19 protein-coding genes are annotated in these 25,455 nt (G+C 64.0%); 10 read left to right on the plus strand and 9 right to left on the minus strand.

From position 1 onward, the window contains the following. Positions 1-5: 5 nt before the first annotated feature. Together metH and metF are read right to left on the minus strand one after the other, a co-directional pair. Positions 6-3,869: a methionine synthase gene (gene metH, locus N551_RS0130710; protein WP_027570182.1), complete on the minus strand. Its 3,864-nt coding sequence runs from the start codon at positions 3,867-3,869 to the stop codon at positions 6-8. 6 nt (positions 3,870-3,875) lie between these two features. After that, the gene (metF, locus tag N551_RS0130715; RefSeq protein ID WP_027570183.1) at positions 3,876-4,796 is read right to left on the minus strand and encodes a methylenetetrahydrofolate reductase [NAD(P)H]; all 921 of its coding nucleotides are present in this window, start codon (positions 4,794-4,796) and stop codon (positions 3,876-3,878) included. 395 nt (positions 4,797-5,191) lie between these two features. On the opposite strand from metF, the gene N551_RS0130720 reads away from it, so the two are divergent. Beyond that, entirely contained in the window at positions 5,192-6,205 is a 1,014-nt protein-coding gene (locus N551_RS0130720; RefSeq protein ID WP_027570184.1) for an LLM class flavin-dependent oxidoreductase, read from the plus strand. Positions 6,206-6,250: 45 nt separating this feature from the next. Here N551_RS0130720 and N551_RS0130725 read toward each other — a convergent pair whose 3' ends face one another. Together N551_RS0130725 and N551_RS0130730 are read right to left on the minus strand one after the other, a co-directional pair. Continuing rightward, the gene (locus tag N551_RS0130725; protein WP_027570185.1) at positions 6,251-7,096 is read right to left on the minus strand and encodes a prephenate dehydratase; all 846 of its coding nucleotides are present in this window, start codon (positions 7,094-7,096) and stop codon (positions 6,251-6,253) included. A 21-nt stretch (positions 7,097-7,117) separates the two neighbouring features. After that, on the minus strand, positions 7,118-7,858 hold the full coding sequence (locus N551_RS0130730) for a 3-deoxy-manno-octulosonate cytidylyltransferase (protein WP_027515424.1): 741 nt from the start codon (positions 7,856-7,858) through the stop codon (positions 7,118-7,120). A 219-nt stretch (positions 7,859-8,077) separates the two neighbouring features. Between N551_RS0130730 and N551_RS0130735 the strand changes: the two genes are divergently transcribed. From N551_RS0130735 to N551_RS0130760, 6 genes are all read left to right on the plus strand, one after another. Next, positions 8,078-8,632, plus strand: coding sequence for a cytochrome c family protein (locus N551_RS0130735; RefSeq protein WP_027570186.1), 555 nt, complete (start codon positions 8,078-8,080; stop codon positions 8,630-8,632). Positions 8,633-8,840: 208 nt separating this feature from the next. Then, on the plus strand, positions 8,841-10,742 hold the full coding sequence (locus N551_RS0130740) for an extracellular solute-binding protein (protein ID WP_027570187.1): 1,902 nt from the start codon (positions 8,841-8,843) through the stop codon (positions 10,740-10,742). A gap of 14 nt (positions 10,743-10,756) precedes the next feature. Then, positions 10,757-12,637: an extracellular solute-binding protein gene (locus tag N551_RS0130745; protein WP_027570188.1), complete on the plus strand. Its 1,881-nt coding sequence runs from the start codon at positions 10,757-10,759 to the stop codon at positions 12,635-12,637. Then, on the plus strand, positions 12,634-13,743 hold the full coding sequence (locus N551_RS0130750; RefSeq protein WP_007605353.1) for a microcin C ABC transporter permease YejB: 1,110 nt from the start codon (positions 12,634-12,636) through the stop codon (positions 13,741-13,743). Before N551_RS0130745 ends, N551_RS0130750 begins: the two co-directional genes overlap by 4 nt. Beyond that, complete coding sequence (locus N551_RS0130755; protein WP_027570189.1) at positions 13,743-14,924, plus strand: ABC transporter permease; 1,182 nt, start codon at positions 13,743-13,745, stop codon at positions 14,922-14,924. The genes N551_RS0130750 and N551_RS0130755 overlap by 1 nt, the downstream gene beginning before the upstream one ends. A gap of 4 nt (positions 14,925-14,928) precedes the next feature. Further along, the gene (locus tag N551_RS0130760; RefSeq protein WP_027570190.1) at positions 14,929-16,566 is read left to right on the plus strand and encodes an ABC transporter ATP-binding protein; all 1,638 of its coding nucleotides are present in this window, start codon (positions 14,929-14,931) and stop codon (positions 16,564-16,566) included. 6 nt (positions 16,567-16,572) lie between these two features. Here the strand turns inward: N551_RS0130760 and N551_RS0130765 are convergent, their stop codons facing one another. Both N551_RS0130765 and N551_RS0130770 read right to left on the minus strand, forming a co-directional pair. Then, complete coding sequence (locus N551_RS0130765) at positions 16,573-17,427, minus strand: C40 family peptidase (protein ID WP_027570191.1); 855 nt, start codon at positions 17,425-17,427, stop codon at positions 16,573-16,575. Then, positions 17,420-18,793, minus strand: a complete 1,374-nt coding sequence (locus tag N551_RS0130770) for a M17 family metallopeptidase (protein ID WP_027570192.1) — start codon at positions 18,791-18,793, stop codon at positions 17,420-17,422. The genes N551_RS0130765 and N551_RS0130770 overlap by 8 nt, the downstream gene beginning before the upstream one ends. A gap of 203 nt (positions 18,794-18,996) precedes the next feature. On the opposite strand from N551_RS0130770, the gene N551_RS39800 reads away from it, so the two are divergent. From N551_RS39800 to N551_RS0130785, 3 genes are all read left to right on the plus strand, one after another. Then, positions 18,997-19,200, plus strand: a complete 204-nt coding sequence (locus N551_RS39800) for a hypothetical protein (RefSeq protein ID WP_018454690.1) — start codon at positions 18,997-18,999, stop codon at positions 19,198-19,200. A gap of 285 nt (positions 19,201-19,485) precedes the next feature. Next, positions 19,486-20,988, plus strand: coding sequence for a metallophosphoesterase (locus tag N551_RS0130780; RefSeq protein ID WP_027570193.1), 1,503 nt, complete (start codon positions 19,486-19,488; stop codon positions 20,986-20,988). A gap of 91 nt (positions 20,989-21,079) precedes the next feature. Then, positions 21,080-21,937: a tetratricopeptide repeat protein gene (locus N551_RS0130785; protein WP_051462989.1), complete on the plus strand. Its 858-nt coding sequence runs from the start codon at positions 21,080-21,082 to the stop codon at positions 21,935-21,937. A 60-nt stretch (positions 21,938-21,997) separates the two neighbouring features. Here N551_RS0130785 and N551_RS0130790 read toward each other — a convergent pair whose 3' ends face one another. From N551_RS0130790 to N551_RS0130800, 3 genes are read right to left on the minus strand one after another with little or no spacing between them, the layout of a single operon-like run. Continuing rightward, positions 21,998-22,972 (minus strand): type II secretion system F family protein, encoded by a 975-nt coding sequence (locus tag N551_RS0130790; protein ID WP_027570195.1) that lies wholly within the window; start codon positions 22,970-22,972, stop codon positions 21,998-22,000. Positions 22,973-22,981: 9 nt separating this feature from the next. Beyond that, positions 22,982-23,959 (minus strand): type II secretion system F family protein, encoded by a 978-nt coding sequence (locus tag N551_RS0130795; protein WP_027570196.1) that lies wholly within the window; start codon positions 23,957-23,959, stop codon positions 22,982-22,984. Positions 23,960-23,975: 16 nt separating this feature from the next. Next, positions 23,976-25,439: a CpaF family protein gene (locus N551_RS0130800; protein WP_027570197.1), complete on the minus strand. Its 1,464-nt coding sequence runs from the start codon at positions 25,437-25,439 to the stop codon at positions 23,976-23,978. Positions 25,440-25,455 lie beyond the last annotated feature (16 nt).

Here is a 25,455-nt window from a genome sequence, read left to right on the forward strand (position 1 = left end):
GGCGCCTAGCCCGCGCCCGCGCGCTTCTTCTGCCAGACCAGGTGCACCGCGCAGGTGCAGCCCGGCGGATGCGAGGCAAGCTCCTTCGACGTTTCGTCGTTGGCCGGTGTTGCCGCGAATGCCGCCTTGTCGGCCGTGCCCTCTCGCGCCGGGATGTAGTTCAGGATCGGCGCGAGCCAGCGCTCGGTCTCGGCGACGCTCATGCCCTTGCGCGCAGCATAATCCTCGACCTGATCGCGCTCGATCTTGCCGACGCCGAAATAGTAGCTCTCGGGATTGGCGAGATAGAGCCCCGACACGGAGGAGCCCGGCCACATCGCAAAGCTCTCGGTCAGCTTCACGCCGGCGGTGTTTTCGGCGTCGAGCAGCTCGAACAGCGTGGCCTTCTCGGTGTGATCGGGCTGCGCGGGATAGCCGGGAGCGGGACGGATGCCCTGGTACTTTTCGAGGATCAACTCGTCAGTCGAGAGCGTCTCGTCCGGCGCATAGGCCCAGAACTCGCGGCGGACGCGGGCATGCATGCGCTCCGCGAAGGCTTCGGCGAGGCGATCGGCCAGCGCCTTGCACAGGATCGACGAGTAGTCGTCATTGGCCATCTTGAAGCGGTCGGCGACCACATCCTCGCCGATGCCGGCGGTGACGACGAAGCCGCCGACATAATCGGGCACGCCGGTGATGGCGGGCGCGACGAAGTCGGACAGCGCCGCGTTGAAACGGCCCTCGCGCTTCTCGAGCTGCTGGCGCAGCGTGTGCAGCGTCGCGATCGTCCTGGTTCGGCTCTCGTCGGCATAGAGCACGATGTCGTCGCCCTGCGCATTGGCCGGCCAGAAGCCGACGGTGGCGCGCGCGCGGAACCATTTCTCCTTGACGATCAGGTCGAGCATCTTGCGCGCATCGTCGTAGAGCGAGCGCGCGACCTCGCCGACCTTGGCATCGTCGAGGATGGCGGGGAAGCGCCCGGCGAGCTCCCAGGTCTGGAAGAACGGCGTCCAGTCGATATAGGGCACCAGCTCGGCGAGATCGTAGTCGTCGAAGCTCCTGGTGCCGAGGAAGGTCGGCTTCACCGGCTTGTTCGCGGCAAAGTCGACCGGCACGCGGTTGGCGCGGGCGGTCGCCAGCTTCAGCCGCTTCTTGTCGGCCTGGGCGCGCATATGCGCGTCCGAGATTTTTGCGTATTCAGCGCGGACTTCGGCGGCATAGGCCTCGCGCCTCTCGGGCGACAGCAGAGCAGACGCAACACCAACCGCGCGGCTGGCGTCGTTGACATGCACCACGGGGCCGGCGCGATAGCTCGGGTCGATCTTCACCGCCGTATGCACGCGGCTCGTGGTGGCGCCGCCGATCAAGAGCGGCAGCTTGAGGCCTTCGCGCTGCAATTCGGCGGCGAAGAACGCCATCTCGTCGAGCGAGGGCGTGATCAGGCCGGACAGCCCGACGATGTCGGCCTTCTCCGCCTTCACCGTCTCGACGATCTTGGCCGCGGGCACCATCACGCCGAGGTCGATGACCTCGTAATTGTTGCACTGGAGCACGATGCCGACGATGTTCTTGCCGATATCGTGGACGTCGCCCTTGACGGTCGCGAGCACGATCTTGCCGGCGGACGAGGAGCCTTCCGTACCGATGCCGTTGGCGAGATTGCGTGCCTTCTCTTCTTCCATGAACGGCATCAGCCAGGCGACAGCCTGCTTCATCACGCGGGCCGACTTCACCACCTGCGGCAGGAACATCTTGCCGTCGCCGAAGAGATCGCCGACCACGTTCATGCCCGCCATCAGCGGACCCTCGATCACGTCGAGCGGGCGCTTCGAGGCCTTGCGGGCCTCCTCGGTATCCTGCTCGATGAACTCGGTGATCCCGTGGACCAGCGAATGCGACAGCCGCTTCGCCACCGGCCATTCGCGCCAGGCGAGATCGGCTTCCTTGGTCTGGGTCTTGTTGCCGCGGAATCTTTCCGCGAGCGCCAGCAGACGCTCGGACGCACCGGGGTCGCGGTTGAGGATGACGTCCTCGCACACCTGGCGCAATTCGGGATCGATGTCGTCATAGACGATCATCTGCCCGGCATTGACGATGCCCATGTCCATGCCGGCCTTGATGGCGTGATACAGGAACACCGAGTGCATGGCCTCGCGCACCGGTTCGTTGCCGCGGAACGAGAACGACAAATTGGACACGCCGCCCGAGATATGCGCGCCCGGCAGATTCTTGCGGATCCAGCGCGTCGCCTCGATGAAGTCGACGCCGTAATTGTTGTGTTCCTCGATGCCGGTTGCGATCGCGAAAATATTCGGATCGAAGATGATGTCTTCCGGCGGGAAGCCGACGCGGTTCACGAGAATGTCGTAGGCGCGCTTGCAGATCTCGGTCTTGCGGGCGAACGTATCGGCCTGGCCGACCTCGTCGAACGCCATCACCACGACGGCCGCGCCGTGGCGGCGGGCGATCTTGGCCTCGTGAATGAACTTGTCCTCGCCTTCCTTCATCGAGATCGAGTTGACGACCGGCTTGCCCTGCACGCATTTCAGGCCGGCCTCGATCACCGAGAACTTCGAGCTGTCGACCATCACGGGGACGCGGGCAATGTCGGGCTCGGCGGCGACGAGGTTGAGGAAGGTCACCATCGCGGCTTCCGAGTCCAGAAGGCCCTCGTCCATGTTGACGTCGATGATCTGCGCGCCGTTCTCTACCTGGTCGCGCGCCACCTGCAGCGCGGCGGTGTAGTCGCCGGCGGTGACCAGCTTGCGGAAGCGGGCGGAGCCGGTGACGTTGGTGCGCTCGCCGACGTTCACGAAAGGAATGGCGTCGGTCAGGATGAACGGCTCGAGGCCGGAGAGCCGCAAGCGAGGTTCGATCTCCGGCACGATGCGCGGCTTGTGCGGCGCGACCGCAGCCGCAATCGCAGCGATATGGTCCGGCGTGGTGCCGCAGCAGCCGCCGACGATATTGACGAGGCCGTCACGCGCGAACTCGCCGACCAGGCGCGCCATGTATTCCGGGGTCTCGTCATACTGGCCGAACTCGTTGGGCAGGCCTGCATTGGGATAGGCACAAACGAGCGTGTCGGCGACGCGGCCGATATCGGCGATATGCGCGCGCAGATCTTCCGCGCCGAGCGCGCAGTTGAAGCCGATGGTGATGGGCTTGGCGTGTTGCACCGAATGCCAGAACGCTTCCGGCAACTGGCCGGACAGCAGACGGCCGGACTTGTCGGTGATGGTGCCCGACACCATCACCGGCATGTCCATGCCGCGTTCTTCCGTGATCTCGGCGATCGCGTACAGCGCCGCCTTTGCGTTGAGCGTGTCGAAGATCGTCTCGACCAGCAGCAGATCGACGCCGCCGTCGAGCATGCCGTTGATCTGCTCGCCATAGGATTTGCGCAGATCGTCGAACGTGACGGCGCGGTAGCCGGGATTGGACACGTCGGGCGAGATCGAGGCGGTGCGGTTGGTCGGTCCGATGGCGCCGGCGACGAAGCGCGGCTTGCCGTCCTCGGCCTCGACGCGGCGTGCGGCGTTGCCGGCGAGGCGGGCGCCTTCGCGCGCCATCTCGTAGACGATGTCGGCGAGATCGTAATCGGCCTGCGCGATCGAGGTCGTGGAGAAGGTGTTGGTGGCGACGATGTCGGCACCGGCACGCAAATAGGCGGCGTGGATGTCCTCGATCGCCTGCGGCTGGGTCAGGATCAGGAGATCGTTGTTCCCGCGCAAATCGCGATGGAAGGTCTTGAAGCGCTCGCCGCGGAAGGCGGCTTCGTCGAACTGGAGGTTCTGGATCATCGTGCCCATGGCGCCATCGAGCACGAGAATGCGCTCGCGCGCGGCGTTGAGCAGGGCGGTTCGCTTGGGAGAGGTGGATACGGTCATGCTGTCTTAAGCCGCCTTCTGCGCGCTCTTGGCGCGGATGCCGAGCAAATGGCTGATCGCGAACACGAGATCGGCGCGGTTCATGGTGTAGAAATGGAAGGTGTCGACGCCGTGCTTCGCCAGCTTCTGCACCTGGCCGGCGGCGACGGTGGCCGCCACCAGCTTGCGGGTCTCGGCGTCTTCATCGAGGCCCTCGAACTTCGCGGCGATCCAGTCCGGCACGGAGGTGCCGTTGCGGGTGACGAAATTGCGAGCCTGCTTGAAATTATGCATGGGCATGATGCCCGGCACGATCGGGATGTTGATCCCGCGCGCTTGCACGCGGTCGAGATAGCGGAAATAGAGGTCGTTATCGAAGAACACCTGCGTGATCGCGCGGGTCGCACCCGCATCCACCTTGGCCTGCAGCGTGTCGATGTCATCGTCGAAGTCGCGCGCCTCCGGGTGCTTCTCGGGGTACGCCGAGACCGATACCTCGATATCGCCGTGCCGCTTCTTGATGCCGGCGACGAGGTCGGCGGAGCTCTGGTAGCCGTCGGGATGGCTGGAATAGGCCGTGCCGATGCCGCCCGCGGGATCGCCGCGCAAGGCCACGATGTGGCGGACGCCGACCTCGTGGTAGCGGTCGACGATCTCATCGATCTCGCCCCGCGAGGCGCCGACGCAGGTCAGATGCGCGGCCGGCAGCAGCGCGGTTTCTTTCAGGATGCGCGAGATGGTCGCGTGGGTGCGCTCACGGGTCGAGCCGCCGGCGCCATAGGTCACCGAGACGAATTTCGGGTCGAGCGGGGCCAGCCGGTTGATGGTGTCCCAGAGATTGCGCTCCATATCTTCCGTCTTGGGCGGAAAGAACTCGAAGGAAATCGCAGGCCGCTTCAGGTACCCGTCTTGCCCGTCGGTGTGGGCAGGCATCGTCGCGTCAGTCATGGGCACCACTCACTCCAAGGGCGCGCCGGGTCGTTGGCGGCCGGCGGTCAGGTCTACATTGGGAGAGGTCAAGATAAGCCAAAGCGGCCGCGCACGACAGCCCATCGCAGATGGGAAGTAGCCCACTTTTGTTAATATTGTAGCTGGTGTGATGCCTTTGAAGTCGAGGTGGGACGATGGTATTCAGCTATAACGATAGTAATATCAGTTATATAATCAGAATCAGTGGCCATTTGGCGCAAATTTCTGAAGTGGGCAGTGTGAAGGACATGTTATCAGACTAGTGTTCGTCCCAACACTGTGGCGCGGTCCGGCGCGCGAGCCCGCGGCCTGCACGTCAGACCTGCGCGCCCTGCCCATTGCCGCTGCGCCGCTCTCCATTACGTTAACGCGCCATGATCCCGCTCTCAGTTCTCGACCTCTCCGTCGTCACAACAGGCACAAAGCCGGCCGCGGCACTGCGCAACAGCATCGACCTGGCGCGCCATGCCGACGGGCTCGGCTATGTCCGCTACTGGCTTGCCGAGCATCACAACCTCGCCTCCGTCGCGAGCCCGGCGCCCGACGTGATGATCGGGCAGATCGCGGCGGTGACGAAGCACATCCGTGTCGGCTCGGGTGGCGTGATGCTGCCCAATCACGCGCCGCTGGTCGTGGCCGAGCGCTTCAAGATGCTGGAGGCGCTGTTTCCGGGTCGCATCGATCTCGGCCTCGGCCGCGCCCCCGGCACCGACGGTGCCACAGCCTATGCGCTGCGCAGTCGGCTCGATCGCCGCGAAGGCGACGATTTCCTCGAGCGGCTGCACGAATTGATCCTGTGGCAGACCCGGGAATTCCCCTCGGGCCATCCCTACCACGACGTTGTCGCGATGCCCGACGATACGCCGTTGCCGCCGATCTGGCTGCTCGGCTCCAGCGATTATTCGTCCGAGCTCGCCGCGCAGGTCGGCATGGGCTTCGCATTCGCCCATCATTTTGCATCCCACGATGCGATCGATGCGATGGTGCATTATCGCAATCGTTTTCAGCCCTCGGCCTGGAGTTCGAGCCCGCGCGCGATCCTCGCGGTCGCCGTCATCACAGCCGACACGGATGACGAAGCCGAAAAGCTCGCCGCATCTTTCGACCTCAACCGCCTGCGCCGCGACCGCGGCCAGTATCTTCCGTTGCCGAGCGTCGAAGAGGCGCTGGCCTATCCCTATACCGACTCGGAGCGCACCTCGATCCGGCGCAACCGCTCGCGCCTGTTCGTCGGTAACCCGGCGACGGTGCAGAGGACGCTTCAGCCACTGATCGATGCAAGCAAGCCGGACGAGTTGATGGTGATCACCGCCGTCTATGATCACGAGGCGCGAAAGAAATCGTATTCGCTGCTGGCGGAGGCGTTCGGGCTTAAGGCGGTCGGATAAGGCTCTCGTGCTCCGGCTCGCGCTTCGCGCGTCCGGGACACGAGACTATTCCATCGTCGCGCGGAACGGGTGGCCTGGATACACGCCGACGATGCGGAATTCGCGCGAGAAGAATTTCAGCTCCTCGATCGCGAAAGCGAGGCCCTTGTCATCAGGGTGGCCGTCGACGTCGGCGTAAAACTGGGTGGCGAAGAAATTGCCGTCGACCATGTAGCTCTCGAGCTTGGTCATGTTGACGCCGTTGGTGGCAAAGCCACCGAGCGCCTTGTAGAGCGCGGCCGGCAAATTGCGCACCCGGAACACAAAAGTCGTGACCAGCGGACCGGAGCCCTGTGCGGCCCATTTCGGTTCGCGCGCGAGCACCACGAAGCGCGTGGTGTTGTGGGCCTCGTCCTCGATGTCCTCGGCCAAAATGTCGAGGCCGTAAATCTTTGCGGCCAGGCGCGAGGCGATCGCGGCGACGGTCTTGTCGTTGCGCTCGGAAATGTCGCGGGCGCTGCCGGCGGTATCGGCGTGCACGATCGGCTTGATGCCAAGCTTGCGAATGATGCGCCGGCATTGGCCGAGCGCGTGCACGTGGCTCTCGACGCTCTTGATGTCCTCGAGCCTGGTCCCCTTCACCGCCATCAGCTGATGCCGGACCGGCAGAAACCATTCGCCGATGATGAAGAGGCCGGAGGCCGGCAGCAAATGATGGATGTCGGCGACGCGGCCTGCGACCGAATTCTCGATCGGGATCATGCCGAGATCGGCTTCGCCCGACGCGATCGCCGACAAGGCGTCCTCGAAGGTGGCGCAGGGCATCGGCTCGGCATCGGGATAGGCCTCGACGATGGCGATGTGGGAATTGGCGCCAGGCTCGCCCTGGAATGCGATTTTCAGCTTGCTCATGCTCGGCCTTGTAACAGCGGCTCAGGATTTGGAAAGGATGCTGCGGGCGGTTTCCAGGTCCGCCGGCGTGTCGACCCCGCGGGGCACGGTATCGACAATGGTGAAGTCGATGCGCATTCCGGCCTCAAGCGCCCGGAGCTGCTCGAGCTTCTCCTGCAATTCCAGCGGCGAAGGCGGCAGTGAGACGTAGCGCTCCAGCGCGGCGCGGCGATAGGCGTAGAGGCCGATATGGTGGTAGCGCGGCCCGTCGCCGGTCGGCGCGGTGGCGCGGGTGAAATAAAGTGCGCGCATGCGTCTGCCGCCGAGCGAGGTCCCGATCGCCTTCACGACGCTGGGCGCGAGGTCCTCCTCCTCGGTGTGGATCTGCGAAGCCAGCGTTGCGATGTCCACGACAGGGTCTTGCAGCGGCGGCAGCACCTCGCGGATGTTGTCGATCGTGATGGTCGGGAAATCGCCCTGGAGATTGACCACGATCTCGGCTTTGCCGTCCGGATCGAGCTTCTGCATGGCCTCGTGGATGCGGTCGGAGCCGGACGGGTGCTCCGGGCGGGTCATCACGGCCTCGCCGCCATGGGCGGTCACGACGGACGCGATCTCCGCGGTGTCGGTTGCGACCGCGACCCGGCCTATCCCGGCGGCCTCGGCGCGGCGCATCACGTGCACGATCATCGGCTGCCCCGCGATATCGGCGAGCGGCTTGCCGGGCAGGCGGGTGGCGGCCATGCGGGCTGGAATCAGCACCAGGATGCGGGGATCGATCATGGTTCAAGGGCCTGGAAACGGGGCGTTTTCCGCGCCGAGAAATGGGGTGGGGACGGGCGTGAAGCCCGCTCGCTTATACGGGTTGCCAGACCCCGGGCAAACCGATATCTCAATGGCAAAACTCGGGGAAACAATAAAGGAACGTTGATTCTCCGAGGCTCGTCCTGGCGGCCGCATTGGGCCGCTCGATCCTTCTTGCGGTGTGGGGCCTGGCCGGCAATGGACTCTTTCGAACTGAACAAGATTCTCGGTGCCGTGCTCGGCACCTGTCTCCTTCTGCTGGTGACGAGCTTCACCGCGAGTGCGCTGTTCTCGCCTAAGATGCCGGAAAAGCCGGGCTTCGAGATCGCGGTGAAGGAAGACGCCGGTCACGGCAAGGAAGGCGGCGCTGCCCCCGCGGCCGCCGAACCGATCGAAAAGCTGCTCCAGACCGCCTCGGTCGAGAAGGGCGCCTCCGCCGCCAAGAAGTGCGGCGCCTGCCACACGTTCGAGAAGGGCGGCCCGAACCGTGTCGGTCCGAACCTCTACGGCGTCGTCGGCGACCATGTTGGCGAAGGCCGCGGCGGCTTCAACTTCTCGGCTGCGATGAAGGCCAAGGGCGGCACCTGGGACTTCGATGCGCTCAACAAGTTCATCGCCAATCCCAAGGCGGCTGTCCCGGGCACCGCGATGGGCTTTGCCGGCATCCCGAAGGATAGCGAGCGCGCCGACGTGATCGCTTACCTGAACAGTCTCTCCGACAGCCCGAAGCCGCTGCCGACCGCGGCGAAGTAAGGCCTGTCGATTTCGATCTTGGTACGCGGCCGGGCTCAAAGCCCGGCCGTTTGCTTATCCGGGCCTCGCGGCGTTGTTATCGGGGCGTTTGGCCGCAGCGATCGGCCAGCCGGGCTTCCAAGATGAGGAAAAAGCAACATATTCCGTCGAAACCTCGCCTATATTGGGACCTTAAAGGAGTAGCCTCCTTCAAGACAGGAATGTTGATTTGGCCATTACCCGACGCGATCTCCTGCTCACTGGCACCGCTGCCGCAACGCTCCCCGCCCTTGGTTCCGTAGGGGGCCTTTCCGGCGTCGGCGTGGCACACGCGCAATCCGCCAGCGAGCCGACTTGGCGGCACGCGCTGTCGCTGTTCGGACAGGTCAAATACCCTGCGGACTTCAAGCGCTTCGACTACGTCAATCCGGAAGCGCCAAAAGGCGGCGTCGCGCGCCAGATCGCCGTCGGGACATTCGACAATTTCAATATCGTCGTCTCCGGTGTGAAGGGGCAAGTCGCCGGTGCCGTGGCATTCATCTACGAATCCCTCACGACGGCCTCGCTCGACGAAGTCTCGACCGAATACGGCGCGCTGGCCGAGGCCGTCAGCCATCCGGATGATTTCTCCTTCGTGACTTACCGCTTGCGGCCGCAAGCCAAATGGCACGACGGCAAGCCGGTTACCGCGGACGACGTGATCTTCTCGCTCGATTCCTTCAAGAAGCACCACCCGCAGTACTCGGCCTATTACAGCCATGTGGTGAAAGCCGAGAAGGTCGGCGAGCGTGAGGTAAAGTTCGTGTTCGACGCGCCGGGCAACCGCGAATTGCCGCAGATCGTTGGGCAGCTCACGGTCCTGCCGAAGCATTGGTGGGAGGGCACCGACGCGCAGGGCCGCAAGCGCGATGTCTCCGCCACCACGCTCGAAGTGCCGCTGGGTTCGGGCCCCTACCGGGTCAAGGAATTCGTTGCCGGGCGGTCGATCGCGCTGGAGCGCGTCAAGGATTATTGGGGGCGCGATCTCGCCGCCAATGTGGGCCGAAATAATTTCGACGAGCTGCGCTATGAGTATTTCCGCGACGCCACCGTGGCGATCGAGGCTTTCAAGGCCGATCAGGTGGATTGGCGCACCGAGAACAGCGCAAAGAATTGGGCGACAGCCTACGACTTCCCGGCCGTCACCGAAAAGCGCGTGATCCTCGAGGAGTTCGCCAATCGCAGCTCGGGCGTCATGCAGGCCTTCGTGCCGAACCTGCGCCGCGCCAAGTTTAAGGATCCGCGCGTGCGACGCGCGCTCAATTACGCCTTCGACTTCGAGGAGATGAACAAGCAGATCTTCTACGGCCAGTACAAGCGCATCAGCAGTTATTTCGATGGCATTGATGAGCTGATGGCGACCGGGCTGCCGCAGGGCAAGGAGCTCGAGATACTCGAGACAGTCCGCGCCGAGGTCCCGCCCGAAGTCTTCACGACGGCCTACACCAACCCGGTCGGCGGCAGTCCGGAAGCCGTTCGCGACAATCTGCGCGAGGCGCTGCGCCTGTTCAAGGAAGCCGGCTACGAGGTGCGCGAGCGCAAGCTGATCGACATCAAGACCGGCGCCCAGTTCTCCCTGGAATTGCTGAACTCAGATCCAAGCTTCGAGCGGATCACGCTGTTCTACAAGCCGTCGCTGGAACGGCTCGGCATTGCCGTCAGCGTGCGGACGGTGGATCCCACCCAGTACGAGAACAGGACGCGGGAGTGGGATTTCGACATCGTCACCAACCCCTGGCCCGAGTCGCAGTCGCCGGGCAACGAGCAGCGCGAGTTCTGGTCATCGAAGACGGCCGACATTGCGGGTTCGCGCAATATTACCGGCATCAAGAACCCGGCGGTCGACAAGCTGATCGAGCGCGTGATCTACGCCAAGGGTCGCGACGATCTGGTTGCGGCGACCAAGGCGCTGGATCGGGTGCTGCTGTGGAATCACTACGTCGTGCCCCAGTGGAATTATCCAAAGGTGCGCACCGCGCGCTGGGACCGCTTCGGCCGGCCGGCGGAATTGCCCAAATACGGTCTGTCCGGCTTCCCGTTCGTCTGGTGGTACGACGCAGACAAAGCGGCGCGGATCGCAAAGAAGTCGTGAAGGGCATTTCTCGCATGGCGCAGCTTTCACGCCGGCATGTGCTGGCCTTGGGTGCCGGTGGCGCGTTCAGCGCCGCTTGGCTCCGGGGCGCGACAGCGTCCGAGATGCCTGCAGAGGCCCACGGCATGTCGGCCTTCGGCGACCTCAAATATCCCGCCGACTTCCATCACTTCGACTACGTCAATGTCGACGCGCCCAAGGGCGGCACCTTCTCGCTGATCCCGTCGGTGCGCGCCTACAACCAGTCCTACCAGACCTTCAACTCGCTCAATGCCTTCATCCTCAAAGGCGATGGCGCGCAGGGCATGGACATGACCTTTGCGCCGCTGATGCTGCGCGCCAATGACGAACCGGACGGGATGTACGGGCTTGCCGCCAAGTCTGTAAATATATCGGCAGACAAGCTGGTCTATCGCTTCACGATGCGGCCCGAGGCGAAATTCCACGACGGCACCAAGCTGACCGCGCACGACGCGGCGTTTTCGCTGACGTCGCTGAAGGCCAAGGGCCATCCGCTCATCATCGTGCAGATGCGCGACATGGTCAGCGCGGAAGCGATCGACGAGGTGACGCTGGTCGTGACCTTCGCCAAGGGACGCGCGCGTGACGTGCCGCTCTATGTGGCGAGTCTGCCGATCTTCTCGAAAGCCTACTATGCCTCCCGTCCGTTCGACGAAACGTCTCTGGAGATCCCGTTGGGTTCGGGGCCGTACAAGGTCGGCAAGTTCGAGGTCAACCGCTACATCGAATACGAGCGCGTCAAGGATTGGTGGGCTGCCGATCTGCCCCCCTGTCGCGGCAGCTACAATTTTGACGTCGTGCGCTACGAATTCTACCGCGACCGCGATGTCGCTTTTGAAGGTTTCACCGGCAAGAACTATCTCTACCGCGAAGAGTTCACTGCTCGTATCTGGGCGACCCGCTATGACTTCCCCGCGGTCAAGGACGGTCGGGTCAAGATGGAGGTCGTGCCCGACGACACGCCGTCCGGCGCGCAAGGATGGTTCATCAACACGCGGCGCGAAAAATTCAGGGATCCTCGCGTGCGTGAGGCACTGATCGACGCCTTCGACTTCGAGTGGACCAACAAGACCATCATGTACGGTGCTTATACCCGCACGGTATCGCCATTTCAGAACTCGGACCTCATGGCGAGCGATGGGCCTCCGCCGCCGGAAGAGCTGAAGCTGCTGGAGCCGTTTCGCGGCCAGGTTCCCGACGAGGTGTTCGCCGCACCGTTCACGCCGCCAGTCTCGGACGGCTCCGGGCAGGATCGCAGCCTCTTGCGAAAGGCGCAGCAACTGCTCAGCGATGCCGGCTTGCCGATCAAGGACGGCAAGCGGATGCTGCCGAACGGTGAGGTCTTCAGGATCGAATTCCTGTTGGACGAGGCTTCGTTCCAGCCGCACCATGGGCCCTACATCAAGAATCTCGCGACGCTCGGCATCGAAGCGAGCGTGCGCCTCGTCGATGCCGTACAACATAAGGCGCGCCAGGAAGATTTCGACTTCGATATGACGATCCAACGCTTCAGCATGTCCGCAACGCCGGGCGACGCCATGCGCGCGTTCTTCTCGTCGCAGGTCGCGGCAACGAAGGGCTCGTACAATCTCGCGGGCGTCGCCAGCCCGGCCATCGATGCCATGATCGAGAAGATCATGGCGGCCGACAGCCGCGAGGACTTGACCATAGCTTGCCGCGCCTTCGATCGCCTGTTTCGCGCCGGCCGTTATTGGGTGCCGCAATGGTATAACAAGACGCACCGGCTTGCTTATTGGGACCAATTCGGCCATCCGCAGAAGCCGCCGCGTTATGCCAACGGCGTTGGCGCCCCCGATATTTGGTGGCACGACGGCGGCAAGGCTGCCAAGCTCGAGCAGGCGAAACAGCCATGAGCGCCTATATCGCCCGCCGCATCCTGCTGATGATCCCGACCTTGCTCGGGATCCTCTTCGTCTCCTTCATTGTCGTACAGTTCGCGCCGGGCGGGCCGGTCGAGCGCGTGATCGCGCAGCTCTCGGGCGCCGACACCGGCGGGACCTCGCGCATTTCGGGCGGCAGCGACTTTGCGCAGCGCGCCCCGGGGCAGTTGGGGGCCGGCGGCGACGCCATCAATTCGAAATATCGCGGCGCGCAAGGCCTCGATCCCGACTTCATCAAAAAGCTGGAAGTGCAGTTCGGCTTCGACAAGCCGGCCCCTGAGCGCTTCGCGCTGATGGTCTGGAATTTCGCCCGCTTCGATTTCGGCAAGAGCTATTTTCGCGATGTCAGCGTGCTCCAGCTCGTCAAGGAGAAGTTGCCGGTCTCGATCTCGCTCGGCATTTGGCTGACGTTGCTCACTTACCTGATCTCGATTCCGCTCGGCATCCGCAAGGCGGTCAGGGATGGGACGCGCTTCGACACCTGGACATCGAGCGTGCTCGTGCTCGGCTATGCCATACCCGGCTTCCTGTTTGCGATCCTCCTGATCATCCTGTTTGCCGGCGGTTCGTTCTTCAACTGGTTCCCGCTGCGCGGACTGACGTCGGACGGTTGGTCGCAGTTTCCGTGGTACTGGAAGATCATCGACTACTTCTGGCATTTGACACTGCCGCTGATCGCCATGGGGCTCGGTGCGTTCACCACCATGACGTTCCTGACCAAGAACTCCTTTCTGGACGAGATCCGCAAGCAGTATGTGATGACCGCGCGCGCGAAGGGCTGCAGCGAGAACCGGGTGCTTTACGGTCACGTCTTCCGCAACGCGATGCTGATCGTCATCGCCGGCTTTCCCAGCACCTTTATCCACGCCTTCTTCTCGGGCTCGCTTCTGATCGAGACCATCTTCTCGCTGGACGGACTGGGACTACTCAGTTTCGAAAGCGTTCTCAACCGCGACTACCCCGTGGTGTTCGGCACGCTCTTCATCTTCTCGCTTGTCGGCCTCGTGATTAACCTGATCTCTGACCTGACCTATATGTGGATTGATCCGCGGATCGATTTCGAGGCGCGGGAGGTCTGATGACACTGGCCGCCCCCACCACGCCGATCGAAACCACTGCGAAGTCGCCGCTCGGCAGTGCCGTGCCGATCACGCGCAAACCGTTCGTGCCATCGCCGCTCAACAGGCGCCGGTGGCAGAATTTCAAGGCGAACCGGCGCGGCTATTGGTCCTTCTGGATCTTCCTGATCCTGTTTGTGGTGTCGCTATTCGCCGAGCTGATCGCCAATGATCGGCCGTTCCTGATCAAATATGATGGCCACCTCTATTGGCCGTCCGTCGTCACCTATTCGGAAACCACTTTCGGCGGCGACTTCGAAACGGCGGCCGACTATCGCGATCCCTACTTGCAGAAGCTGATTAGGGAGAAGGGCGGCAGCATCGTCTGGCCGCTGATCCGCTATTCCTACGACACCCACAATCTCGATCTGCCGACGCCGGCGCCGTCGCGGCCGACCTGGATGTTGACGGAAGCGCAGTGCAAGCCCGTCGTCGAGAAGAAGGGCCTCAAGAGCTGCCGCGATCTCGAATACAACTGGCTCGGCACCGACGACCAGGGCCGCGACGTGGTGGCGCGGCTGATCTACGGCTTCCGCATCTCGGTGCTGTTCGGCCTCTGCCTGACCATCGTCTCCTCCGTCGTCGGCATCGCGGCCGGCGCGGTGCAGGGCTATTTCGGCGGCTGGATCGACCTGTTGTTCCAGCGGTTCATCGAGATATGGACCGCGATCCCTTCGCTCTATCTGCTGCTGATCCTGTCGTCGGTGCTGGTGCCCGGTTTCTTCGTGCTTCTCGGCATCCTGCTGTTGTTTTCCTGGGTATCGCTGGTCGGGCTTGTGCGCGCGGAATTCCTGCGCGGGCGCAATTTCGAGTACATCCAGGCGGCGCGGGCGCTCGGCGTGTCGAACAAGGTCATCATGTTCAGGCATCTGTTGCCGAATGCGATGGTCGCGACCATGACATTCCTGCCGTTCATCGTGTCGAGTTCGGTGATGACGCTGACGGCGCTCGACTTCCTGGGGTTCGGACTGCCGCCCGGCTCGCCGTCGCTCGGCGAGCTGCTGTCGCAGGGCAAGTCCAACGTGCAGGCGCCCTGGCTCGGTTTCTCCGGCTTCTTCTCGGTCGCGATCATGCTGTCGCTCTTGATTTTCATCGGCGAGGCCGTGCGCGACGCGTTCGATCCGCGCAAGACGTTCAGGTAAGCCAATGGACGCGATCAACCAGCCTCTGCTCAGCGTGCGCGACCTCTCGGTGGCTTTCCACCAGGGCGGCGCCACCACGCTCGCGGTCGACAAGGTCTCGTTCCAGATCAGGCGCGGCGAGTGCCTGGCGCTGGTCGGCGAGTCCGGCTCCGGCAAGTCGGTCAGCGCGCTCTCGATTCTCAAGCTGTTGCCATATCCGAACGCCTCGCATCCTTCGGGCAGCATCCACTTCAAGGGCCAGGAACTGATCGACCGGTCGGAGCAGGAGATGCGGGAGATTCGCGGCAGCGACATCTCGATCATCTTCCAGGAGCCGATGACCTCGCTCAACCCACTGCACACGATCGAGGCGCAGATCGGCGAGATCATCCAGCTGCACAATCCGACCAGCAATGCCGAGGCGCGCAGGCGGACGCTGGAATTGCTGACGCAGGTTGGCATTCCCGAGCCAGAAACGCGGCTGAAGAGCTATCCGCACCAGCTCTCCGGCGGCCAGCGCCAGCGCGTGATGATCGCGATGGCGCTCGCCAACGAGCCGGACCTGCTGATCGCGGACGAGCCGACCACGGCGCTCGACGTCACCGTGCAGGCGCAAATCCTGACGCTGCTCGCAGAGATCCGCGGCCGGCTCGGCATGAGCCTGCTCTTCATCACCCACGATCTCGGCATCGTGCGCCGCATCGCCGACCAGGTCTGCGTCATGAAGGGCGGCGAGATCGTGGAGCAGGGGCCGGTCGGGCAGGTCTTCAAGAGCCCGAAGCATCCCTATACGCGCGACCTGCTCGCCGCGGAGCCGAAGCCGGATCCCGCGCCGCCGCAGCCAGATGCGCCGGTGGTGATGTCGGCCGACGATCTGAAAGTCTGGTTTCCGATCAAGCGCGGGTTGATGCGCAAGACGGTCGGCCACATCAAGGCGGTGGACGGCGTCAGCATCGCCGTGCGCAAAGGCGAGACGCTCGGCGTCGTCGGCGAGTCCGGCTCGGGCAAGACCACGCTGGGGCTCGCATTGCTGCGGCTGATCTCCTCGAACGGACGTATCGTGTTCCTGGGAAAAGATATCCAGGGTCTCCGCTTCAAGGAGATGCGGCCGTTCCGGCGCGACATGCAGATCGTGTTTCAGGATCCGTTCGGCTCGCTCAGCCCGCGCATGTCGGTCGCCGACATCGTCGCGGAAGGCCTCACCGTGCATCAGCCGCAGCTCTCGCGCGGCGAGCGTGAGGAGCGCGTCGTCAAGGCGCTCGAGGACGTCGGATTGAAGCCGGATACCCGCAACCGTTATCCGCACGAATTCTCCGGCGGCCAGCGCCAGCGCATCAGCATCGCGCGGGCGGTGGTGCTGGAGCCGGATTTCGTCGTGCTGGACGAGCCGACCAGTGCGCTCGATATGCTGATTCAGGCGCAGATGGTCGATCTGCTACGTGAATTGCAGCGCCGTCGCGATCTCACTTACATGTTCATCTCGCACGACCTACGCGTCGTCGCCTCGCTCGCGAGCCATCTGATCGTGATGCGTGGCGGCAAGGTGGTCGAGGAAGGCCAGGCCGCCGAGCTCTTCAAGAATCCGAAGACGGATTACACGCGCGCGCTGTTTGCGGCGGCGTTCCGGCTGGAGACGGCCGGGAACGGTTCGGCGGCGACGTAGCGTCCGTCAGAGCCGCTTGATCGCGGTGACCTCGCTGCCGGCTTGCTTGATCCGTGCGATGGCCGGCTCGATCGGCTCGATCACCGTTGCCATGTGATGCGCATTGGCGTGAACCATGGTGCCGCCATCGCGGACGATCGCGACATGCCCCTTCCAGAAGATGAGATCGCCGCGTTGTGGCTTGCTCTGCTCATGCGGCTCCAGCGCGCGGCCGAGGCCGGCCTGCTGCATGTCGCTGTCGCGTGGGCAGCCGATGCCCGCCGATGTCAGCGAGATCTGGACGAGGCCGGAGCAATCGACGCCAAGGCTGCTCTTGCCACCCCAGAGATAGGGCGTGCCGACGAAACGCTCGGCGACGGCGACGAAATCCGGCTCGCGATGACCGAGCGGGACGAGATGGGTCTTGGGCAGATAGTGTCCGTCGTGCGTCACGGCGAAGCTGCCGTCCTCGCGTGCAACCGCGATCTTCGATCCCATCACCAGGGTGTCTACGGGCGGCAGCTTGATCGCGGGACCGGGGAAGGCAAAGGTTCGTAGCGCGCTGACCATATGGGTCGGGGCGGCCGAGGGCTTCATCAGCGCTGCATCCGGCAGCCATCCGACATAGCCGTCACTGGAGAGCTGACCCCACGCCCAGCCTTCGCCGTTGCGGTCGTAGACCGTGACGCGCTCGCCGCGCAACGCTTGTGTCATCAGCATTGCGTTCGACGACGGCTGTTCGCGCACGGGCGCGATCGCCTCGACTGTCTCGAATTCCTCGCCCGTGACGAAACGATCCGCCTGCACCTTGCCTTCGAGGTATTTTGCGGCGAGGTCGCCGCGCGCGGGTGTCAGCCTTGGATCTCGCCCAGGATCACGCATAACGCTCGCTCAACAATGTGTAGATCGCGCGCGCGGCCTGGCATTCGCCGCCCTCGGGGCGTGCGGGCTTCGCCGACGGTGTCCAGCCATAGATGTCGACATGCAGCCAGCTCCTGGCGTGTTCGACGAAGCGTTGCAGGAACAGTGCGCAGATGATCGAGCCGGCAAAGCCGCCTGATGGTGCGTTGGTGATGGTGGCGGTCTTGGAGTCCAGCCACGCATCGTAAGGCGGCCACAGCGGCATGCGCCACAGCGGATCGTTCTCCTTCACCGCGCATCGTGCGACGTCGGCGGCAAGCATCTCATCGTTGGTGTAAAACGGCGGCAAATCCGGCCCCAGCGCGACGCGTGCCGCTCCCGTCAGCGTGCCGAGATCGATCAGCAGGTCCGGCTTTTCCTCGTCCGCCAGCGCCAGCGCGTCGGCGAGCACCAGCCGTCCCTCCGCGTCCGTATTGCCGATCTCGACCGTGATGCCCTTGCGCGAGGTGAAGATGTCGAGCGGGCGGAAGGCATTGCCCGCCACCGCGTTCTCCACGGCCGGAATCAGTACGCGCAGCCGCACCTTCAGCTTCGCATCCATCACCATGCGCGCCAGCGCCAGCACGTTGGCGGCGCCCCCCATGTCCTTCTTCATGATCAGCATGCCGCTCGAAGGCTTCAGGTCGAGCCCGCCGGTGTCGAAGCAGACGCCCTTGCCGACCAGCGTCACCTTGGGATGCGCCGGGTCGCCCCAGCCGATGTCGATCAGCCGCGGCGCGCGGTCTGAGGCCATGCCGACGGCGTGGATCAGCGGAAAATTCGTCTTCAGCTCATCACCGATGGTGCAGGCAAAGCTTGCACCGAATTCGGCGGCGAGATCCTGCGCGGCTGCGGCAAGCTCCTCCGGCCCCATGTCGTTGGCCGGCGTGTTGATGAGGTCGCGCGCCAGCATTGCGGCGTCCGCCATGCGGTTGATCTCGGTCGCGTCGACGCCGTCGGGTGGCACGAGACGGACGTCGGGGCGATCCGCCTTGCGGTACCGGGCAAAGCGGTAGCTGCCGAGTGCGAAGGCGAGTGCGGCGAGCCGTGCATCGTGCGGTGCATTGGCGAAGCGATAGACGCCCGGCGGCAGCAGGCCGGGCAGGGCGCCCGGTCGGAACAGGTCGAGCGATGTTGCACCTTCGTCCTCGAGCCCGAACAGCACTTGCGCGATCGCGCCATCGGGCGCGGGCAGCGCGAGATAGCCGCCCGGCTTTGCGGTAAAGGCGCTCGCAGTGGCGAACTGGCGTTGCGCCGCCGGTAGCCGCTCGGCGACCTGATCCCAGCTCGACTTGGTGACGAAGGTGATCGGAATGGCGGTAGGCGACGTCTCGAAGACAGAAGGCATTGGCGGGTCCGGATCGTCAGATCGAGCGGGTCATACGAACGGACGAGATTTCGCAGAGTTTCGCCGCCGCTGCAATCAGCTTTGCTGCCATCGTTGAGCGATCCGCTACTCGCAGCAAGGGGGCCATGCTAGGTTCCGGCAACGGGCCGTCAGGTGCGGAGATCTCCGGCGGCCGACGACAAAGCCGGCCGGGAGGAAATGCAATGGAATTTGTGTGGAGCGTGGTCACATTCATCGGCCAGGCGGTCGAGGCGATTTTTGGCTATGTCGAGCATCATCATTGGATATTCGCGTTCCTCGCCGGTGGTTACGTCTTCTATCTCCACGACCGCTCCGTTCACGCGCGGTTCGATGCACTGGACAAGCGCATTGACGAAATCCGCAAGCGGCTCGCCATCGAATATTGATCTGGTGAACGAAACCACCATCGGGCGGGCCCCGTATCTCATGCCGAGGACCGCCGTTCACGCGAGCGGCCGCAGGGCTTTACTAGCGCTGCGGTTGTGGCATTATTGGCCAATATTTTAGATTGTGTCGTGCGGTTCTGCACGTGGCGAGCGCAACAACGAGGCATGCGGTCGCTACTTACCCCGGCTCATCATGGCTCGGGCTGATACCGAACGGAACCTGATCGTCGAAGGCATTTCTCTTATCGTTTGCGCGGCGCGGCATTCGCAAATAAGCGACGCAAAATGGATAGATCGTTCGTCATCGTACAGATTTCCGACCTGCATCTGGACGGGTCTGGTCGGCTGCTTGCGACGATCGAGACGCTCAATGCCGCAATTCGCGAGAGGATGGCGGACTTCGCGGATGTTCCCGATCGCATCCTGTTGATCACCGGCGATATCGTCGACGACCCGACGCCGCCTGCGCTCGACGAAGCGCTCGCCGTCATTACGTCCTTCCGGCAGACCGGGCTGTTCACCGACATTCAGGCAATTGCCGGCAATCACGACGTCAAGCGCCCGAGCCAGCGTGCAGGCCGCCACGACGTCTATGATTACCTGCATTTGCCGCGGACCTCGAAGAGCGTCTACTACCGTCAGGCCGGTCTCGATCTGCTGCTGCTGGATTCGAACCGCGCGAGCCTCACGACGCTCGCGAGCGGCAACGTCGACCAGAGCGCCTATCACGCCCTGGTCTCGGATTCCTCGCGGCTGAGCGTCGAACTCGCGGGCAGCCTCGGGTCGGGCGGCCGCGCCGATTATGCCGAGCCGGTTGAAAACCTGGTGCGCGTGCTGGCGCTGCACCATCATCCACTGCCGCAGGCGACCGGAGAAGGAAAGCGGTTTCTCGGCGTGCCCGACGAGCCGCTGATGTATCTCGCCGCGCCCGCGACCTTCCTCGAAGCGGCGACATCGCTCAACGTCGATCTGGTTCTGCACGGACACCGGCATGTCGAAGGCTTGACGCGCTATTCGATTCCCGATCCGCGCGCTACGTCGAGTGAGAGCGATGAAGCATTCTGGCGCACGATCTACGTCCTGTCCTGTCCATCATCGACCGGGCAGGCCGGTGACGATGCCGGCTTCAACGTCATCCATTTCGGCCCGATGTCCCATGGCGACCGCACCGAGTATCGCTTCGCGATCGCCCGCTACTCACGTCCGCGCAAGGATGGTGTCTTCAGGCCGCTCGATTCCAACCTGCCGCACGGCGTCGTCAGGCTGCCGGCCGGGCGCGAGTTTTCCCGAGATCCGGCCGTCCAGTCGGGCATCGAGATCGACGCATGCACGACGCTGAAACGGGATCGGGTCGCGGCATTCGCCCGCCGGCTCCTGTTGCGCCGCGCCTTCTATGCCGACGGCGAGGTGGATTGGGCTGATTTGCTCCACGTCTATCTCGTGACCTCTCACGCCTGGGCCGATCTCGACAGCAAGTTCTCGAGATCCGCACGCAAGCATGACCTCGACGCAGTGGCCGTGGTGACATCGCTGCTGCGTCGGTTGGTCGAGCAATCTGCAAATGTGCTCGGCATCGACGACGTTCAGCTCGACGAGCTCCGCGCGAGGCGTCTGGTCAATCGTGACGATCTTCGGCGCGAATTGCCGAGGGTGGCGCGGCCGGGCATCGATGTCGAGATCGAAACGCGGCAACGACTGCAATTGCTGCGAGACCTGAACGAGCAGGTGAAGGCGCTGGGCCTCGATCTGGGCCTCGGCGGCGAGGTGCCGCCGCAGGCGCCGCGGTGAGGGACGCGGCAGGGAATTAACCGGCCGTTAGGGTTAACAGTCTATTGCTGGCGTGTTCGGCTCGATCAATCGGCTCGAGAGTCAAAGCGTCATGCGTCAACGGTTCGGTCTTGAACGGTTCAGTCTTGGACGGCTCAATCTTGGACGGCTCAGTCTTGCCCGGCTTCTTGCGTCCACCTCGCTGGTCGCGGCGGTGGCCATGGGCCTCGGCGGCTGCACGGCAATGTCGAAACTCTCCGACGTCACGGGCTCGGTCGGGTCGCGGGCGGAAGCCGCTCCCACCGATCCCGCGCGCGCTGCCGAAGTCTATGGCGAGCGCTATCGTGCCAATCCCAAGGACGCCGACGCGGCGCTCGCCTACGGCCAGGCCCTGCGCGCCAACGGCCAGCACGCCCAGGCCGCCGCCGTGCTCGAGCAGGCGACCATCGCCAATCCCGGCAACAGGGCGCTGATGGCCCAATACGGCCGCGCGCTCTCCGACAACGGCAATTTCCAGCAAGCCTTCGACGTGCTGACGAAGGCGCATTCGCCCGACAACCCGGATTGGCGGCTGCTCTCGGTGCAGGGGACCGCGCTCGATCAGATGGGCCGTCACGAGGAAGCGCGTTCCTATTACGCGAGCGCGCTCAAGATTGCGCCTGGCGATCCCGGCGTGCTCTCCAATCTCGGCCTGTCCTACATGTTGTCGCGAGATCTGCCGAAGGCCGAAGACGCGCTGCGGCAAGCCTATGCCTCGCCGCGCGCAAACGCGCGGGTGCGGCAAAATCTCGGTCTGGTCGTCGGTCTCCAGGGCCGCTTCGCCGAAGCGGAGACCATCGTGAAGGCGGACCTGCCGCCGGACCAGGCTGCGGCCAATGTCGCCTATCTCAAGGAAATGCTGACCCGCAGCGACGTCAAGCGGGGGGCGCCGAAGCGGACTCCGGTCGCCTCGCTCGGCCAGCCCGACTGATCAGACGTGATCGTCCAATCTTGAAGGCAGCCGCGGACCTTGCGCGGTCCGCGTCTAACGTCATTGCATCTCGGTGACCTTGATGCCCGTCGGTCCGAGAATGACGACGAACAGCACCGGCAGGAAGAACAGGATCATTGGTACCGTCAGCTTCGGCGGCAGTGCCGCGGCCTTTTTCTCGGCCTCGTTCATGCGCATGTCGCGGTTTTCCTGCGCCATCACCCGCAAGGATTGGCCGAGCGGGGTGCCGTAACGCTCCGCCTGCTGGAGCGCGAGACATACCGACTTGACGCCCTCGAGCCCGGTGCGCCGCGCGAGGTTCTCGTAGGCGACCTTGCGATCCTGCAAATAGGACAGCTCGGCCGTGGTCAGGGTGAACTCCTCCGACAGCGCGATCGATTGGCCCACGATTTCGACCGCGACCTTCCGGAACGCCATCTCGATCGACATGCCGGATTCGATGCAAATCAGGAGCAAGTCGAGCGCGTCGGGAAAGGCGCGCTTGATCGAGAGTTGGCGCTTGGAGATCGCGTTCCTGAGGAACAGCATCGGCGCTTGGAGTCCGAGATAGGCCGCGCCGACGCAGATGCCGATCTTGATCGGCATCGACTGCTGCATATGCGCGATCAGGAACACGTAGACGACCGAACCGACGAACAGCACGATCGGGGCAACCAGGCGGGCAAACAGGAAGGTGATGTAGGGCGCCTGGCCCCGATAGCCCGCCATGATGAGCTTGTCCCGCGCAGCTTCCTGCGCGAGCCATTTGGTCAGGTTGAAGTCATCGACGACCTTCGAGACGAGCTGCTTCGGCGTCTGGCGCAGCGAGACTTTTTCGCTCTTGTGGAGGCGCTCGCGCTCGCGCTGCCGGATGCGCTCACGTTCGTTCGCTACCGCCTTCATGCGCTTGGAAAGGCCTTCGCCAGCGAACAGCGGCATCACCAGCGTATAGACTGTGGCGCTGGCGGCAACGGCGGCCAGCAGCATCGTCATGAAGTGGACGTCGTGAAGTTTCGCAACGAGGAACTCTACCATAAGGCACCATCAGAAGTCGAAATTGATCATCTTCTTCATCACCATGATGCCAATCGACATCCAGACGACGCAGCCGACCAGCATGAGCTGGCCGGTGGGATGAGTCCAAAGCATCGAGATGTATCCCGGCGTTGTGAGATAGACGAGGAACATCACGATCGGCGGCAGCGAGCCGATGATGCCGGCCGAGGCCTTGGCTTCCATCGACATCGCCTGGATCTTCTCTTTCATCTTCTTGCGGTCGCGCAGCACCTTGGAGAGGTTGCCGAGTGCTTCGGAGAGGTTGCCGCCCGATTTCTGCTGGATCGAGATGACGATGCCGAAGAAATTGGCCTCGGGCAGCGGCATCCGATCGTAAAGTCGCGTGCAGGCCTCGCCGAGCGGCATGCCGATCGCCTGCGTTTCGATGATGGACAGAAACTCCGAGCGTAGCGGCTCTGGCGCGTCGGCGGCGACGACCTTGATCGATTCGAACAGCGGCAGGCCCGCCTTGATGCCGCGGACGATCACGTCGACCGCGTCGGGCAGCGCCTTCAGGAATTTGGCTTCGCGGCGCCTCTTCAGGAAGCCCAGCGCCCAGCGTGGCAGACCGAAGCCGCCGGCAAAAGCGAGTCCGGCGGCACCGAGCAGGCCGCCGCCGATGAACAAGGCGAGTGCGAACAGCACGCCCGCCACGACGGCGGACACGATCCAGAATTTCTGCGGCGCCCAGTCGAGGCCGGCCTGCGACAGGCGAACACTGAGCGGTACGCTCTTCTCCTGCTGGCGCCGCGCCTCGAGATCCTTGAGCGAAGTTTCGACCTGCTCGCGGCGCGAGCGCTGCGTCTTCTCGGCCGCGCGGGCCGTGGGCGCCTCTGCCCGCGAGATCGAGGCGCGGCGGCTCTCGGCCTTCCGTTCTCCGGAGAGCATAGGATAAAGGAAGACCCAGGCGAGGCCGCCGACGGCGGCGGTGGCAAGGAAGGCGAGGGCAAGGACTTGCATGTTCATGGCTGCGCTGACCTGCTCACGTCGTGGGCGCCACTTCTGCGGCGTCGAGCGCCGCGGCAAGGCGCTTCTCTTCGCCGTAATAGCGGGCGCGTTCCCAGAACTTCGGACGGCCGATTCCGGTCGACCGATGCCGGCCGATGATCTTGCCGTTGGCGTCCTCGCCGACCATGTCGTAGAGGAAGACGTCCTGGGTGATGATGGTGTCGCCTTCCATGCCCATCACCTCGGTGATGTGGGTGATGCGGCGCGAACCGTCGCGCAGGCGCGCGGCCTGGACGATGACGTCGATCGAGGCGCAGATCATCTCGCGGATGGTGCGTGAAGGCAGGGAGAAGCCGCCCATCGTGATCATCGATTCGCAGCGCGATAGCGCCTCGCGAGGATTGTTGGCGTGCAGCGTGCCCATCGAGCCGTCATGGCCGGTGTTCATGGCCTGGAGCAGGTCGAACGCTTCGGGTCCGCGGACTTCGCCGACGATGATCCGCTCGGGACGCATACGCAGGCAGTTGCGTACCAGCTCGCGCATGGTGACCTGGCCCTCGCCCTCGATGTTGGGCGGGCGGGTTTCCAGTCGGACCACGTGCGGTTGCTGGAGCTGGAGTTCGGCGGCGTCTTCGCAGGTGATGACACGCTCGTCGTGCTCGATGTAGTTGGTCAGGCAGTTGAGCAACGTGGTTTTGCCCGAGCCGGTACCGCCGGAGATCAGCACGTTGCAGCGGACGCGGCCGATGATCTGGAGGATTTCCGCGCCCTCCGGCGAGATTGCGCCGAACTTGACGAGCTGATCGAGCGTCAGCTTGTCCTTCTTGAACTTGCGGATGGTGAGCGTGGGGCCGTCGATCGACAGCGGGGGCACGATGGCGTTGACGCGGGAGCCATCGGCCAGGCGCGCGTCGCAGATCGGCGAGGATTCATCGACGCGCCGGCCGACCTGGCTGACGATACGCTGGCAGATGTTGAGGAGCTGCTGGTTGTCGCGGAAGCGGATACCGGTGCGTTGGATCTTGCCGGCGACCTCGATGTAGACAGTGTCGGCGCCGTTGACCATGATGTCGGCAATGTCGTCGCGCGACAACAGCGGCTCCAGCGGACCGTAGCCGAGGACGTCATTGCAGATGTCGTCGAGCAGCTCTTCCTGCTCGGCGATCGACATCACGATGTTCTTGATCGCGATGATCTCGTTGACGATGTCCCGGATTTCCTCGCGCGCGGACTCCGAATCGAGCTTGGCGAGCTGGGCGAGGTCGATGGCCTCGATCAACGCGCCGAAAATGGTCGCCTTGACCTCGTAATAATTGTCCGAGCGGCGGGCTTCCATGGTCGGCGCAGGCTTCGCCGGGGCAAGCGGCGGAGAGGTGACGGCCGGCGGCGGCGGCACGCGCGACACAGCGGGCGCCGAAGCCTGGGCAGGCTCTGACGACACGGCACCGGGCTTCGAGGCCCGAGGGTCGGTGTCTGTTCCGCTACGCTTACCGAACACTTAAAAACTCCATGCG

Source organism: Bradyrhizobium sp. URHA0013 (genome assembly GCF_000518345.1).
Classification (GTDB): domain Bacteria; phylum Pseudomonadota; class Alphaproteobacteria; order Rhizobiales; family Xanthobacteraceae; genus Bradyrhizobium.